The organism is Micromonospora sp. NPDC048830 (assembly GCF_043198215.1).
GTDB lineage: Bacteria > Actinomycetota > Actinomycetes > Mycobacteriales > Micromonosporaceae > Micromonospora.
Map to the genome: position 1 here is coordinate 1 of NZ_JBICUP010000045.1, position 14,149 is coordinate 14,149.

12 protein-coding genes and 1 pseudogene are annotated in these 14,149 nt (G+C 68.7%); 4 read left to right on the forward strand and 9 right to left on the reverse strand.

Features of this window, described 5'->3' with window-relative positions; genetic code table 11:
- The coding region (locus tag ACGFIZ_RS28045) for a transposase (protein ID WP_393424341.1) at positions 1-121 on the forward strand (121 nt) is incomplete at its 5' end.
- A gap of 80 nt (positions 122-201) precedes the next feature.
- Here ACGFIZ_RS28045 and ACGFIZ_RS28050 read toward each other — a convergent pair.
- Positions 202-1,776 (reverse strand): ISL3 family transposase, encoded by a 1,575-nt coding sequence (locus ACGFIZ_RS28050; RefSeq protein WP_393424221.1) that lies wholly within the window; start codon positions 1,774-1,776, stop codon positions 202-204.
- Between the two features lie 181 nt (positions 1,777-1,957).
- Between ACGFIZ_RS28050 and ACGFIZ_RS28055 the strand changes: the two genes are divergently transcribed.
- The 3 genes from ACGFIZ_RS28055 to ACGFIZ_RS28065 all read left to right on the forward strand — a co-directional run bounded on the left by ACGFIZ_RS28055 (position 1,958) and on the right by ACGFIZ_RS28065 (position 6,466).
- Positions 1,958-2,428, forward strand: coding sequence for a hypothetical protein (locus tag ACGFIZ_RS28055; protein WP_393424224.1), 471 nt, complete (start codon positions 1,958-1,960; stop codon positions 2,426-2,428).
- A complete protein-coding gene (locus ACGFIZ_RS28060; protein WP_393424227.1) occupies positions 2,425-5,238 on the forward strand; it encodes a tetratricopeptide repeat protein in 2,814 nt (937 codons plus the stop codon). Before ACGFIZ_RS28055 ends, ACGFIZ_RS28060 begins: the two co-directional genes overlap by 4 nt.
- A gap of 154 nt (positions 5,239-5,392) precedes the next feature.
- Complete coding sequence (locus ACGFIZ_RS28065; RefSeq protein ID WP_393424230.1) at positions 5,393-6,466, forward strand: tyrosine-type recombinase/integrase; 1,074 nt, start codon at positions 5,393-5,395, stop codon at positions 6,464-6,466.
- A gap of 33 nt (positions 6,467-6,499) precedes the next feature.
- On the opposite strand, the pseudogene ACGFIZ_RS28070 reads toward ACGFIZ_RS28065, so the two are convergent.
- The 8 genes and pseudogenes from ACGFIZ_RS28070 to ACGFIZ_RS28105 all read right to left on the reverse strand — a co-directional run.
- Positions 6,500-6,748 (reverse strand): annotated as a pseudogene (locus tag ACGFIZ_RS28070) (IS1634 family transposase); the annotation flags it as partial.
- 615 nt (positions 6,749-7,363) lie between these two features.
- A complete protein-coding gene (npdG, locus tag ACGFIZ_RS28075; protein ID WP_393424233.1) occupies positions 7,364-8,029 on the reverse strand; it encodes an NADPH-dependent F420 reductase in 666 nt (221 codons plus the stop codon).
- 32 nt (positions 8,030-8,061) lie between these two features.
- The gene (locus ACGFIZ_RS28080; protein WP_393424236.1) at positions 8,062-8,955 is read right to left on the reverse strand and encodes an aminotransferase class IV; all 894 of its coding nucleotides are present in this window, start codon (positions 8,953-8,955) and stop codon (positions 8,062-8,064) included.
- Between the two features lie 33 nt (positions 8,956-8,988).
- A complete protein-coding gene (locus tag ACGFIZ_RS28085; RefSeq protein ID WP_393424239.1) occupies positions 8,989-9,993 on the reverse strand; it encodes an alpha-ketoacid dehydrogenase subunit beta in 1,005 nt (334 codons plus the stop codon).
- On the reverse strand, positions 9,986-10,948 hold the full coding sequence (locus ACGFIZ_RS28090; protein ID WP_393424242.1) for a thiamine pyrophosphate-dependent dehydrogenase E1 component subunit alpha: 963 nt from the start codon (positions 10,946-10,948) through the stop codon (positions 9,986-9,988). The genes ACGFIZ_RS28085 and ACGFIZ_RS28090 overlap by 8 nt, the downstream gene beginning before the upstream one ends.
- A complete protein-coding gene (locus ACGFIZ_RS28095; protein ID WP_393424245.1) occupies positions 10,941-11,903 on the reverse strand; it encodes an LLM class flavin-dependent oxidoreductase in 963 nt (320 codons plus the stop codon). The genes ACGFIZ_RS28090 and ACGFIZ_RS28095 overlap by 8 nt, the downstream gene beginning before the upstream one ends.
- The gene (locus ACGFIZ_RS28100) at positions 11,896-13,098 is read right to left on the reverse strand and encodes a M24 family metallopeptidase (protein WP_393424248.1); all 1,203 of its coding nucleotides are present in this window, start codon (positions 13,096-13,098) and stop codon (positions 11,896-11,898) included. The genes ACGFIZ_RS28095 and ACGFIZ_RS28100 overlap by 8 nt, the downstream gene beginning before the upstream one ends.
- 25 nt (positions 13,099-13,123) lie before the next feature.
- Positions 13,124-14,137 (reverse strand): LLM class flavin-dependent oxidoreductase, encoded by a 1,014-nt coding sequence (locus tag ACGFIZ_RS28105; protein WP_393424251.1) that lies wholly within the window; start codon positions 14,135-14,137, stop codon positions 13,124-13,126.
- Positions 14,138-14,149: the final 12 nt, after the last annotated feature.

The window sequence follows — 14,149 nt, forward strand, 5'->3', positions numbered from 1 at the left end:
GACCCTGCCCCACAGCAACGGCCCGATCGAAGGGACCAACACCAAGATCAAGTTCCTGAAGCGGCAGATGTACGGCCGAGCCGGCTTCGCGCTCCCACGACAACGAATCCTGCTCGCATAGACCAGTCACCCCGACCACCGTTTCTGTGCCAGAGCCGAAAATGGCTCTGGCACGGTCTTGGTGATCGCGAATGGTCGATCTCAGTCGGCGAGCAGGATGCGGCGGCGGAGTAGGTCGTGGTTTGCGCGGCCGTACATTTGCCGTTTGAGCATTTTGATGCGGTTCACGGCGCCTTCGGCAGCGCCTGAGCTCCATACCATGCTCAGGCCGGCCTTGACCGCGTCCCAGTCCTTGCGCAGTCCGCTGGCGAATGAGCGGATCTCGGCGATTTTGCCCTGTTCGGCCTGCTCGACCCACGCGGTCAGGCGTTCGCCGCCGCGGGTGCGCACGAGGTCGGTGAATCCGCGGGCCAGGTCACGGATGGCGGCCAAATCGGGACACAGGCCGCACAGCCGCTCCAGTTCCGCTTGGTGTTCGTCGGTGAGCTTGTCGACCGGGCGCATGATCCAGCCGGTGATGTCCCGGGTTGGCGGGGCCGGTGGCGGCACCGGTGCTGGTTCGTTGCGGCCGCGGATGCTGATCAGGTAGCGGCGCAGCGTCCGCTCGCCACCTTTGTAGCCACGCGCCCGGATTTCGGCCAGGAGCTGGTTGGTGCCGGGGACTCCTTCGGCGCAGCGTTGCTGCAGGTAGGGCTTGAACGGGTCGAGGATGCTATCCCGGACGGTGCCGTTCGGGCCGAGCAGCGTCTCGGGATCGGCGGCGCCGGCGTAGCGGCGCACGGTCTTGGGATCCAACCCCAGCCGGCGGGCGATCGTATACACGCCCAGGCCCTGCTCGCGTAGGGCGTGGACCTCGGCGTGCCGGGCCCGGGTGCGCTGCACCCGTAGCCCGTCGGGCGCCGCCGGCACGGCGGCCGGGGTGGGGTTGGCCTGAGCCGGTGCCTCGGGCGGGGGTTGCAGGCAGCGGCGGTGATGGGCGACGGCCTTGTTCACCGCGTCGGACAGGTTGTGCAGCAGGTGCCAGCGATCTGCCACTTGGATGGCGGCGGGCGCGCCGCGGGCGGCGCCTTCGGCGTAGCAGCCGGCCCGGTCCCGGCAGATCACCTCGATCCCGGGATGGGCGTTGAGCCAGGCGGCCAGGGAGTCGGCGGACCGGTCATCGAGCACGTCGATCACCTGGTGGGTGGCCATGTTGACCAGCACCGTGCCGTACGTGTGGCCACGGCGCCAGGCGAAGTCGTCGACGCCCAACACGACCGGCGCAGGTGTGGGCGGCTCGGGCAGGGCGCGGACCAGGCGCAGCAACGTCATCCGGCCCACCTGCGGCCCGAGACGGCCGGTCAGCCGGGCGCCGGCCCGTCCGCCCAACGCCAGGGCAACGGCCTCCAGCATCCGGCGGGCCAGGGCGCTGTGGCGGCCGTGTCGCACGGTCAGCCCGTCGACCTGCTCGGCGAAGATCCTGCGCACGCAGCCGGCGAAGGTGCAGAAGAAGCGCCGTACCCGCAGGTGGAGCACGGTCTCCCGGCCCGCGACCGCACCGTCGAGCAGCCGCCGCTCATACCGGCTATGCACCCGCCGCGACACGCTGGAGCAGGCCGGGCATCTGGCCGCGGCGCTGTTGGTCTCGGCATGGACCCGCACCGTCGAGCCCTTGGCCAACACGTTCGTGATCCGCAGCCCGGCCAGGTGCGGGAAGAAGACCGCTAGAAGCTCCACTATAGACACAAAGCAGGATCTACCATCAACGATCCGCGATCACCAAGACCGTGCCAGAGCCACTTCGTCCTGACCCTTGACAGCTGTCTGTCCGGTCTGTCGTATGCCGGTCATGGGAGTTGCCCTATCCGATCACACTCGGTACATCACGATGCGTCGTTGTGTGGCTGGGGAGGATGACGTGGATCTGGGCTTGCTCGCGCAGCTGGGTACGACCGGCGCGTTGGTGTTGGTGCAGGCGGCCGCGACGGATGTGTGGCAGCTGGCCCGGGCAGGGTTCACCCGGCTGCTCGGCCGTGGCGACCGGGAACGTGAAGCCGTCGCCGAACGGCGGCTGGACGCCCTGGCCGCCGAGGTGGAACAGGCGCTTCCGGCGCAGCGTGACGAGGTACGCCGCCGGCTGCTGCCGGCCTGGCAGACCCGCCTGGGGGATCTGATGGAGGAAGACCCGGCCGCGGCCGACGCCCTCCAGGTCTTGCGTGACGAGTTGCTGGCGCGGCTGCCCGCCCCGCAGCAGCAGTGGGTACAGAACATCACCGCTTCCGCGCCCCGCGCCACCGCCCAGGGGGCGATGTTCGGCAACATCATCAACCACCCGAACCCGGCCACGGACCCGGGTGACCGGGCGGACGGTGACGGGTCGCTGCGGTGAACATCGCGTCGGGCGCCCCAATCCACCAGAACGTCACGGCGGTCGCCGGCACCGCTTACGGGGTGATCGGCGCTGATCTACATGTGTTCGGCGATGGCACACCGCTGTATCTGTTGGAGGAACATCGCCCTCCAGAGGCACTGGACCGGGCGTGGTTGCGGGAGCTGCCGTCTCGGATGCTCAACGCCCGTACCGGTGTGGTCACTTTCACCGGCCGTGACCGCGAGCGCGACGAACTGCGCACCTGGCGCGAATCGGAGCCCAGGCTGGCGGTGCGGTGGCTGCACGCCCCGGGCGGGCAGGGCAAGACCCGCCTGGCCGACCACGTCGCCGCCCACGCTACCGCCAACGGATGGAAGGCGGTCATGGCCGTGCCCGACGTTGGTACGGCCGGGCCGTTGCCGGGCAGCCAGGACCTGCGCCTGGACGGCCACCGGGGGGTGCTGCTGATCGTCGACTACGCCGACCGGTGGCCCTTGTCCGCCCTGATCTGGCTGCTGCGTAACTCGCTGCTACACCAGCCCGGGAAGCCGGCGCGGGTGATGCTGCTGGCCCGCGGCACCGCGGCGTGGCCGGCACTACGCGCCACCCTGGAAGACCACCGGGTGCGGGCCAGCACCTCCGAGCAGTATCTGGACCCGTTGGCCGCCGACAACAACGACGGCGGTCGGTCGGCGATGTTCACCGCCGCCCGGGATGCTTTCGCCGCCATCTACCAGATCCCCGACCCCGCTTTCGTCGCCCCACCCATCAGCCTGGACCGTCCCGAGTTCGGGCTCACCCTCACCGTGCACGTCGCCGCGCTGGTCGCCGTTGACGCCCACGCCACCGGTAACCAGCCGGCCACCGACCCCGACCAGCTGACCCGCTACCTACTCGACCGCGAACGTGAGCACTGGGCCCGTCTGTACGAGAGCCACACCCGCGGGCTGGACCACCACACCCCCGACAGCGTCATGGCCCGCACTGTGTTCACCGCCGCCCTCACCGGCCCCCTGGCCCACCCCGAGGCCACCACACTGCTGCGCCGGGTAGAGCAGGAGTTGCCAGCGGAGCGGATCCTCACCGACCACAGCCGCTGCTACCCACCCACCGACCGCGACCGGGCCACCGTCCTCGAACCGCTGTACCCCGACCGGCTCGCCGAAGACTTCATCGCCCACACCCTGCCCGGCCCCAACCACCCCGCCGAACCATGGGCACCCACCCGGCTGGACGAGCTACTACAGCCCCCACCGCCGTCGTCGAAGCGGCGCTGGTGGCAACGTGACCCGTCCGCGCTGCTGGCGGGCCCGGTCTACCTGGCCCGAGTGATCACCTTCCTCGCCGCTGCGGCGGCCCGTTGGCCCCATGTCGGTCCTGTGCACCTCTATCCGCTGTTGCTGGCCCGCCCACGGCTCGCGCTCAACACCGGCGCCGCCGCTGTCACCGCTCTGACCGCGATACCCACCATCGACATCGCTGTCCTCGAAGCCATCGAAGCTCTGCTGCCGAAGGATGGTCATCGACATGTTGACCTCGATATCGCCGCTTGCGCCATCACGGACCGGCTTACCCCCATCCGCCTCGCCACCAACAGCGACCCCGCCGAACACGCCCACCTGCACGCCCTGCATGCAGTGCGGCTAGCCAATGCAGGCCGCCAGGAGGAGGCTCTGGCCCCAGCCCAGGAAGCCGTGACCATCCACCGGCGGCTGGCCGAAGCCAACCCGGACACCCACCTACCCAGGCTCGCGGGCTCGTTGAACAACCTCGCCAACTACCTGTCCGAGTTGGGTCGGCGGGAGGAGGCTCTGGCCCCAGCCCAGGAAGCCGTGACCATCCACCGGCGGCTGGCCGAAGCCAACCCGGACACCCACCTACCCAGGCTCGCGATGTCGTTGGACACCCTCGGCAACGTCCTGTCGAAGTTGGGTCGGCGAAGGGAAGCTGCAACCTCGGCCGAGGAAGCCGTGACCATCTACTGGGAGCTCATCGAAGCCGGCTCAGCATCCCACGGCCCCGACGTCGCAAGATCGTTGAGCAATTTCGGTTCCCGCCTGTCGGAGTTGGGCCAGTGGGAGCAGGCACTTCCTCTGGCCGAGGTAGCCACCCACCTGTACCGGCGGTTGGCTAAGGACGACCCGGCCACCTACCTGCCCGAACTGGGCATGTCGTTAAGCAACCTCGGCCTCATCCTGTCGGAGTTGGGCCGGCAGAAGAAGGCTCTGGCCCCGACTGAAGAAGCCGTCACCATCCGCCGGCGGCTGGCCAAATCCAACCCAGACGCCCACCTACCCGACCTCGCGGCGTCGTTGAACAATCTCGGTCTCCTTCTATCAAGGCTGCGGCGGGACGAAAAAGCTCTGGCTATGACTGAAGAAGCCGTCACCATCCGCCGACGGCTGGCCGAATCCAACCCAGACGCCCACCTACCCGTCCTCGCGAGGTCGTTGAGCAACCTCGGCCCCCGCCTGGCGATACTGGGCCGGCACCAGGAAGCCCTGAGCTCAGCGGAGGAAGCCATTGGCCTGTTCCGGCGGCTGGCCGAAGCATATCCAGCCGCCCACCTGCCCGAACTCACGCAGTCACTGCACGCCTATGTATTGATTTCGATATTGACAGGCGCCAAACTAACGAAGGCGCTCACAGCCATACACCAGGCGATCTCTCTTTACCAACTGGCTGAGCAACAATCCAAGGCGCCCAGCGAGGACCTGTGGTCGAAGTACCACACCCTCGCAGATGACCTTGATCGCTCCGGTCGCCCCGGCGAGGCCGCTGCCCTACGCCAGCAGCTCCGCCGAATTGGCCAGCAACGAAGACGGTGACCTGAAAGCTTCGTACTAGACGTGCAGTTGTCTTCGCGGAAGGTCCCTTCTGTGAAGGCAACCGTACGATGAACCGGTGACCGCACCTGCGCGACCAGCAACGCCGCCTGAACCGACCCGGCCGGATCGGCGCAGATTGCCTTCACGAAAGGTTGTGCCGCTGCCGATCGGTGGTCTCGCTGCCCCGGACGCGATCGAGGCATGGGCCAGCCGCTACCTCGACGCTGCCGTCCGCGGCGTCCGCTCGGCCGAGGTCGCCGATAAGATCGCCCTGCACCTGGCCCGGTTCCGCGACCACTTCCACGCCACCCACGGCCACGACCGGCTGTCCGCCGTCGTCCAGCGCGAGGTGATCGCCTGGCGCACTCACCTCACCACCGCCCGGGACGCCGACGGGCTCGGCTTGGCCCCAACGACGGTCAACACTCACCTCGCCTCGCTGTCCGGGTTCACCACCTGGGTGTGCACCCACGACCCGGCCGCCCTGCCGCTTGGCAACCCGTGCGCGAAGGTCGGCGACCTGCCGCTGCCCCCGCTCGAACCCCGTGCTCTGACCCCCGGCCAGGTCCGCACGCTGAAGAACCTGCTCGACCGGCTGCCCCGCTTGCATCAGCACAAGGGCCGCCGCCGCAGCGCGGTCGGCGAGCTGCACGGCCACGCCAGGCCGCTACGCGACTGCGCGATCGTGCGCACCCTGCTCGGCACCGGCCTGCGCCGAGAAGAGCTGGTCAACCTCGACCTGGACCAGCTCACCCCGAACACCCCGGACGCACTGCGCGCGGCGAAGAAGGCGAAGATCAGCGGTGTCCAGGGCAAGGGCGGCACCAGCCGCACCGTGTTCCTCGGCGCCGACGGCCGCACCGCCCTGGCCGACTACCTGGAACACGAGCGTCCCGTCGACGCCGGGCCGGCCGCGGCCGCGCTGTTCCTGTCCGCCGCCTCGATCGGCTCCCGACGCCCCGACGGCCGTCTATCCCCGCGCTCGATCAACCTGATCTGCGAGCAGATCGGCCGGTGGCACGACGCCGAGCACACCGACCCGGCCCGACACATCAGCCCGCTACGGCCCCACGACCTGCGCCACTCGTTCGCCTTCGCGCTCGCTGCGGCCACCGGCAGCGACGCCTACGAGCTCGAACGCCGGCTCGGCCATCAGTCCCAGCGCTACATCCACCGCTACACCAACCCGCCCGAGGACATCGCCGCTGGCTACGTCGAACAGATGTGATCGCCGCCGTTTGCGGCTGGTGACACGGTTCTTACCGACACCCCGATAGGCGTGCGTGAGAGCGTCCCGCAGGTGACCCATCCGCGACGACGTGATCGGCAACGGGCCACCCGCGGTCCCCTTGACCGGCTCGGAGCCCAGGCCCAGGTCCAACTCGCCCTGGCCAGCGGCCAGCCGCTGCCGGGCGACCGCCCGCAAGACCTCCAGCTCAGCATCGTCGTGCGCCGACCCGATGTGCTCGATGTCCCGCGACCCACGCCGTGAGGAGTACACGATCTGCACCGCCCTCGCGCCCGACGCGGTCTTCACCGTGCGCACATACGGAGACATCAGCCCACCCTACGACCCTCCGATTAGTGCGCAGATCCGCTCACGACGAACCAAGAACCCGCTGGTCAACGCGACAACCCCGCCCGAGACCCATGATCGTGAGCCAAAGTCAGGTCAGACCGATGCGCGGACTCCGCACCGACCGCACCGCGCAAACGATCATCGCCGGCCATGCCGTCGTTCAGAACCCCCGACGCGGACACTACGAACTCGCCGCTGACGTCCCGCCCGGTCTGCGGGTGACCGCCGCGTTACGGAACTGGCCCGAGTCATCTGACAGTGCCCGGTGACGCGGCTCGGCGTGTCCACCGATCCGCCAACGCAACAGCGCCCCCAGGGCTGATATCAGCATCTGCCGCACCACTTACCGGCAGCAACCCACGAGCCGGACTCGCAGGCCCCTCATCAGTACGCGTGGGGACATCTACCGGCGAGCTGTGTCGGCGTCGACCATTCCAGTCGTCTCCTTCGTGGTAGCTCGTCTCCATACCAGCGGCACTGCAGGCTTGCGCACCGCGGCGGGGCGCGACCCTGCAGTACCGCCGATGTCCGGACAGAACGGAGGACTCAAATGTCGGTGACGCGCAGGCCGGCGTGCGCTCTGTAGCGTCGGTTGATGCTGATCAGGTTGGCGGTGAACGCCTCGACCTGGTGCGAGTTGCGCAGCCGGCCGCCGTAGATGCCCCGCATGCCGGGAATCGTGGCGGCGAGTTGCTGGACGAGCTCGGTGGCGTCGCGGTCGTCACCGAGCACCAGCACGTCACCGTCGACGAACTCGACCGTCGGGTCGTCAAGCAGTGCGGCGCTGACATGGTGAAAGGCCGCGACGACCCGGCTCTCGGGCAGCAGGGCCGCGGCCTGCTCAGCCGCCGAGCCCTCCGGTACGCGATGCGCGAACGCACCCTTGCCGTCGAACCCGAGCGGGTTGACGCAGTCCACGACCAGCTTCCCCGCCAAGACCGGCGCCAGCTCGCTGAGGAGTTCCCCATGTCCCTCCCACGGCACCGCCACGATGACGATCTCGCCGATACGAGCCGCCTCGTGGTTGGCCGCTCCCTCCACCTGCCCGCCCGTCGCGGACGCGAGTTCCTTCGCGGCTGCCTGCGCCCGCTCGGCGTTGCGGCTGCCGAGCACTACCGGCAGGCCGGCGGCGGCGAACCGGCGCGCCAGCCCACGCCCCTGCGGACCGGTGCCGCCAAGGACGGCTACGGTCCGGATTCCCAGATTCGTCAACGCATATCTCCGAGGATGTAGTCAGGATGTGGTCAGGACAGGTCGGCCAGCGCGGTGCTGTGGTCGGGATGGGTCAGCATCTCGGTGTAGCCGGCCTTGATCTCCCAGGTCACCGGGCCGAACGCGCCTGAGAGAGGTACCCGACCGTCGACGCTGCCGACCGGGATGACCCCGCCCGCAGTGGAGGACAGGAAGACTTCGTCCGCGGCGTAGATATCGGTGAGGGTGAGCCGGTCGCGGCGCAGTGGAATGTTCTTCTCCTGAGCGATGAGGCCGACCGCGTGCTGGGTCACACCTTGCAGGGCGGACGCGGTCCATGGGGTTCGCAGCGAACCGCCGTCGACGACGAAGACATTATAGGCGGTCGCCTCTGCCACCTCGCCCTGATCGTCGAGCAGGAGCGCGTCGTCGCACCCCGACTCGATCGCCTCAATCTTTGCCAAGATCGAGTTGAGGTAGTTCAAGCTCTTGACCTTCGCGTCCACGGACCCCGGGGGCAGCCGGCGGATCGCGGACGTCTTCAGCCGCACTCCGGCGGCCTCCGCGTCTGCGCCGACCAGACTGACCAGCGGCTCGGCGAAGATGATGATGTTCGGCGTGAGGCCGCGGGGATCCATCAGCGGCGTGACGCCTTGGCCCCGGGTGACGACGACCTTGACGAAGGAGCTCTCCAGCGCGTTGGCCGTGACGGTCTCCGCGATCGCCCGAGCCCATCGGTCAGCCGGCCAGTCGACGTCGATGTGCAACGCACGCAACGACCGTTCTAGGCGCTGCAGATGCTCGTACAACTTAAACACCCGGCCCGCGGTCACCTGGACGGTCTCGAAGCAGCCGTCACCGTACAGCAGTCCGTGGTCCAGGACCGAGATGGCTGCCTCGGCCCGCCCGACCAGCTTACCGTTCACGTTGATGTACGGAGCTGCCACGCTTCCCGTGTTATTCACGAATGCTCTCCCTCGTCATGCCGAAGTTCCGACCGGTTGCGCCAACCGCTGCCCGGCCACCACGATGCTGTTCACGTTCGGTACGGCGGCGGCCTGCAGCGACGGCGCCGCCGGCATCCGCAGATCGTTGACGCCGAGCCGGACCGGCGGCACCTCGAGTGCCGCACCGGCTTCGACCACTCGCGACACCACCTCGGCGCCGAAGCCACTGGACACGTTGGCCTCATGCACCACCAGCAGGCGCCCGGTCCTGCCCACGCTCTCGGCGACCGTGGTCGTGTCGAAGGGCCGCAGCCAGCGCAGGTCGATCACCTCGGCCTCGACACCGGCGGCCGCGAGTTCCTGCGCCGCCACGAGCACCTGGTGCTGGATCGCGCCCCAGGTCACGACGGTGATGTCACCCCCTCGTCGCCGGACAGCGGCCTTCCGGTCGCCAGTCACCGCGCCGTCGAGCCGGACGTCGGCGCGCAGCGTGTGGTATAGGCCACGGTTCTCGACGACCACCACCGGGTCATCGCAGCGGACGGCGTCGAGCAGGATGTCGTAGGCGTCCTGCGGGGTGGCCGGCATCGCGACCAGCACGCCCGGGATGTGCGCGAAGAATGCCTCCAGACACTGTGAGTGCTGGGCGCATGAGCCCGGCAGGGCGCCCTGCTGCGTGCGGATCGTGAGCGGGGCGGTCAGCTCACCGCGCGAGACGTACCGCGTGTTGGCGATCTGGTTGACCAACTGGTCGAGGGCGACCAGGAAGAAATCCGCCCACATGATCTCCACGATCGGCCGGCGGCCCATCATTGCCGCGCCGAGAGCACCGCCCAGGATCACCGACTCCGAGATCGGGGTGTCGAAGACGCGCTCGCCGAACTGCCGTCGCAGCCCCTTGGTCACCCCGAACACACCACCGGGCTTCGCCACGTCCTCACCGAACAACAGCGACTCGGGGAACTCATCCAACGCCCGCCGGAGTGCCCGGTTGACTGCTTCGGCGTAGCTGAGCTCCTTCACACGCACATCAGGCATACAAATGCTCCTTCAACAAAGTGGCGTCGGCCGGCGGGTCCGCCATCGCCGCACCGACCGCCGCTGACACGTCAACCTGTGCCTGGGTGTGCACGTCGCTCGCAAGCTGCGCCGGGGCACCGAGTGCGAGCAACTGCCGTTCGATCACCCGCACCGGCTCGAACTCCTGGATCCGATCGACCTCGCCGGCCGGCCGGTACAGCTGGGCATCGCCGATGTAGTGGCCGACCAGGCGCTGGGTCATGGCCTCCAGCAGGACCGGTCCCCGGCCCTCCCGGCACCGGGCGATCGCCGCGGCGACGTTACGGCGGACCTCGCTGACGTCATTGCCGTCGAACCGCCAGCCGGCCATCGCGTACGCCTGCGCCCGCTTGTACAGCTCGGCATCCCGTGTCGTGTCCCGGATCGGTGTCATCTCCGAGTAGAGGTTGTTCTCGACCAGAAAGATCACCGGCAACGACAGCGCGGCGGCGAAGTTCATCGCCTCGTGCACAGCGCCCTGGTTCATCGCGCCGTCGCCGAAGACCGAGACGATCACCCGGTCCGTACCGTCGAAGCGGCCGGCCATGGCGGCACCCGCGGCGATCGGCGCGCCCGCCCCCACGATGGAGTTCTCCCCCATGAACCCGTACCGGGAGGCGCTGAAGTAAGCCGATCCTCCCCGGCCGCCGTTGATGCCGGTCTCCCGGCCCAGCAACTCGCTGAAGAGCGGGTGGAGCGGCACCCCGCAGGCCAGCGCCCAGCCGTGGCCGCGGTAGGTGGCGAACACCCGGTCGGTGGGCAGGTTCAGCTCGGCACACGTCCCAACGGCGATGGCCTCCTGCCCGTTGCACAGGTGCACCGAGCCCACCACGTCGCCGGCCAGCCGCAGCCGGGTCACCTCTTCCTCGAACATGCGGATGCGCCAGATGGCACCCAGCGCCAGCGAAAGCTCCTTGATCTGCGCGTCACTCATCGGACCGCCCTCCATTTACCATCGACACATCAAGCCTGGGCACAAGCTCCGCGGCGATCAGGTCGAGCTGCCGCGGCTCGTCGTAGACCGGGTTGAGGACGATCAGGTCGGCCCCCGCGTCCCTGATGCGGGCCAACTGCTCCGCGCAGTCGTCGGCCGTGCCGTACAGCCCAACCCGCTCGGTTAGCTCGTCCGGATCGGCTAGCCCCGCCCAGTGCGCCCGGAACCAGGCACGCAGGCGGACAAACGCCTGCTCCCGGGTGGGCTCCACGGCCATGTAGACCTTCTTCGCGACGGTGAACGACTCGCGTCCGCCCGGTGGGAGCAGTCCTACAAGCACCTTCACCAGTTCGCGGAACTCCGCCTCCGACGCGCCACCCGCGCTGATCCAGCCGCTGCCGATCCGCACGGTCCGCTGCAGGGCGGCGTTGCTCCGCGCGGCGAACCAGAGCGGAGGATGCGGCTTCTGGACCGGCTTGGGCTCCATCGCCGCTCCGTCGAGGACACAGTCCACTCCAGAGTAGGTGACGCTGGACTGAGTCCATAGTGCACGGCACACATCCACCACCTGTTCGAGCCGGCGCACCCGGCGGCTGAGCGGCACTCCGGAGGCGTCGTAGAGGGCCGCCATGTCACCAAGTCCCAGCCCGACCGTCAGCCGGCCGCCGCTGAGCTGGTCAATCGAGGCGAGCTGTTTGGCGAAGACCACCGGATTCCGGACCGGTGCGATGAACGCACCGGCGCAGAGCCGGATCCGGGAGGTCAGCGCGGCCACGTAGGCGAGGTTGACCATCGGCTCGAAGCTCGTGTCGCGGCCGAGAATCTGCTCCTGCACCCAGAGACTGTCGAAGCCGAACGACTCGGCCTGCCGGACGAAGGCGCTCAGAGCGGTCACCGTGGCCTGCGGCTCGGTGTAGGACTGCGGCACCGCGATGCCTAGCCGCAACTCACTCATTGACGGTCCACAACTCGTCGCGCGGCAGCGACGAAAGGATCTCGTATCCGTCCTCGGTGACCCGCACGATCTCCTCGACGCAGAAAAAGCCGTACTTCTCCACGTCGTAGAGCCACGGCTCGATCGCAAAGACCATGCCCGGTTCGAGAACCTTTGAGTCGTACGGGGTCAGGATCGGCGGCTCGTGCACGTCGAGCCCGATGCCGTGACCCATCATGTCGAGCGTCTTGCCGTACCCGTAGTCCTGCAGGACCTTGTGACCGGCGTGGAACAGCTCGTTCGAGGTGGCGCCTGGGCGGGTCGCTGCCAGGACCGCCTCGTGGGCGCGGACGACGGCATCGTACATCGATCTGTGCTGGTCCAGCGGTTTGCCGACATGAGCGACGTAGGCCACGTCGGTGGAGTACGTGTGCCGGCGCAGCCCGACGTCCATGAGGAGCATCTCGCCCGGCTCGATGGGGCGGGCGACGGGTAGCGAGTCCGCGCAGGGGTATCGGGGCAGCCCGGCGCGGATGTTCATGAAGGCCGGACCGTCGGCACCACGCTGGCTGCCGCGTTCGATCACCCAGCCGGCGATGTCCTCTTCGGTGACACCGATTGCGAGGCGGGATTTGGCGTACTGCAGCGCGTCGTCGGTCACCGCGGTGATGAATCGCATCCGCTCGATCTCGAGGTCCGACTTGATCGTCCGGCAGCCCCAGATGACGTTCGCACCGCTACGGAAGTCGGCAGAGAACAGCGTGTCCCGCATGTGGTGGTAGTCGAGCAGGTTCCAGCCCGAGGTGAGATTCTCACCGGCCTCCAGGCCGATGGCTCCGGTAGCGCACTTGAGATCGGTAATGGTGGCCACCACTTGCCGGGCGAAGCCGCGGGGCTGCGCGTGCGGCTCCGTGAAGTGCACGCGGCGAGCCATCCACGAGCTCCGCGACGCGGTGCCCTCGAAGAAATCGGGGACGATCAGCACCGGCTCGCCGGTCGCCGGAATCAGCACCGCGCCGCAGGCGAACGTTCTGATCGGCCAGTGGCCGGTGAGCAGCCCGGAAAAGTACTCCACGTTCTCCCGCTGCGTCATGACCAGGAGGTCCAGCCCCTCCTGGCGCATCAGCTCCTGGGCCCAGGCCGTGCGGCGCTGGTACTCCTCCGGCGGGAAGTCGGCGTACGGCGGGGCGGTGGGGTTGTTCTGGGTGAGCAGCATGGTCCTCCTTTGATCGTGGCGGGGCTCAGGCGTTCCCGCACAGCGACGCGAGGGCGTCCAGGACGTCGTCGTGGTGTGCCGGATCGGCTCCGGCGTCGATCGCGGCCACCGAGATTCCGGCCTCGGCGAACCGCAGCAGGCTGCGCGCGCAGTCCTCTCTGGTCCCTGCGACGCAGTACTCGTCGACCATCTCGTCGGGAATCAGGGGCCGCGCGTCCTCGCCGCGGCGCACGAGTTCGGCCACCCGGCGCAACTGTTCCCGGTCCATGTCGCTCCAATCGGTGAACAACGCCGACAGGAACGCGACCTCGGCCCAGCGGGCGATGAAGTAGATCAGCAGGTCCTTCATGCGCGCCCGCGCTCGATCGCCGTCGGTGTCAACCGCCATCGGCAGGTAGGCGACCACCGGCGGTGGCTCCTCCCGGCCGGCTTGCTTCGCCGCGGTCCGGACGGCCTCGGTCGACCAGGCCGCCTGGCTGCGGGAGCACATGATACTCAGGATGACACCGTCCATTGTGGCACCCGCCTGGGCGAGCGCCTTGGGGCCGACGGCGGCGACGTAGAACGGCGGCAGCTTCGAGGGTGGTTCGCCGGTCAGCGTGAGGCCGCGCGAGACATGCGGGGGCCCGTCCTGGTCGAGTTCCACACCGCGCAGCAACGCCCGGACCGCATCGACGCTGTGGCGGACGGTGGCCACGGGTGGCAGCGAGTCGAAGCCGAGCTTGGCGACGCGCTCGTTCACCCCGGCACCGATGCCCAGCAGCACTCGGTCACCGGCGAGGTCCAGTAGCGACCGGACCTCCATCGCGAGCGCGGCGGGGTGGCGAAGCTGCGGGGCGATGACCCCGAAGCCGATCTGCGCCCGTTCGGTGTGGGCGGCGACCGCCCCCGCGAGCGAGAACGCACCGCGGTAGAACAGATCCTCCGACAGCCAGATGGAGTTCACTCCAGCCTGCTCGGCCTTCTTTGCCAGCCGCAGCGCCGACGCGGCGCTGCCGTGGTTGGCGATGTGCAGCCCCAGGCGGGGTAATCCGTACACTCGTCATCCTCC

Coding starts and splice junctions, on each gene's coding strand:
- ACGFIZ_RS28090 (WP_393424242.1), bottom strand. CDS start 10,948: ATGAGTGACGCGCAGATCAAGGAGCTTTCGCTGGCGCTGGGTGCCATC.
- ACGFIZ_RS28100 (WP_393424248.1), bottom strand. CDS start 13,098: ATGCTGCTCACCCAGAACAACCCCACCGCCCCGCCGTACGCCGACTTC.
- ACGFIZ_RS28085 (WP_393424239.1), bottom strand. CDS start 9,993: ATGCCTGATGTGCGTGTGAAGGAGCTCAGCTACGCCGAAGCAGTCAAC.
- ACGFIZ_RS28095 (WP_393424245.1), bottom strand. CDS start 11,903: ATGAGTGAGTTGCGGCTAGGCATCGCGGTGCCGCAGTCCTACACCGAG.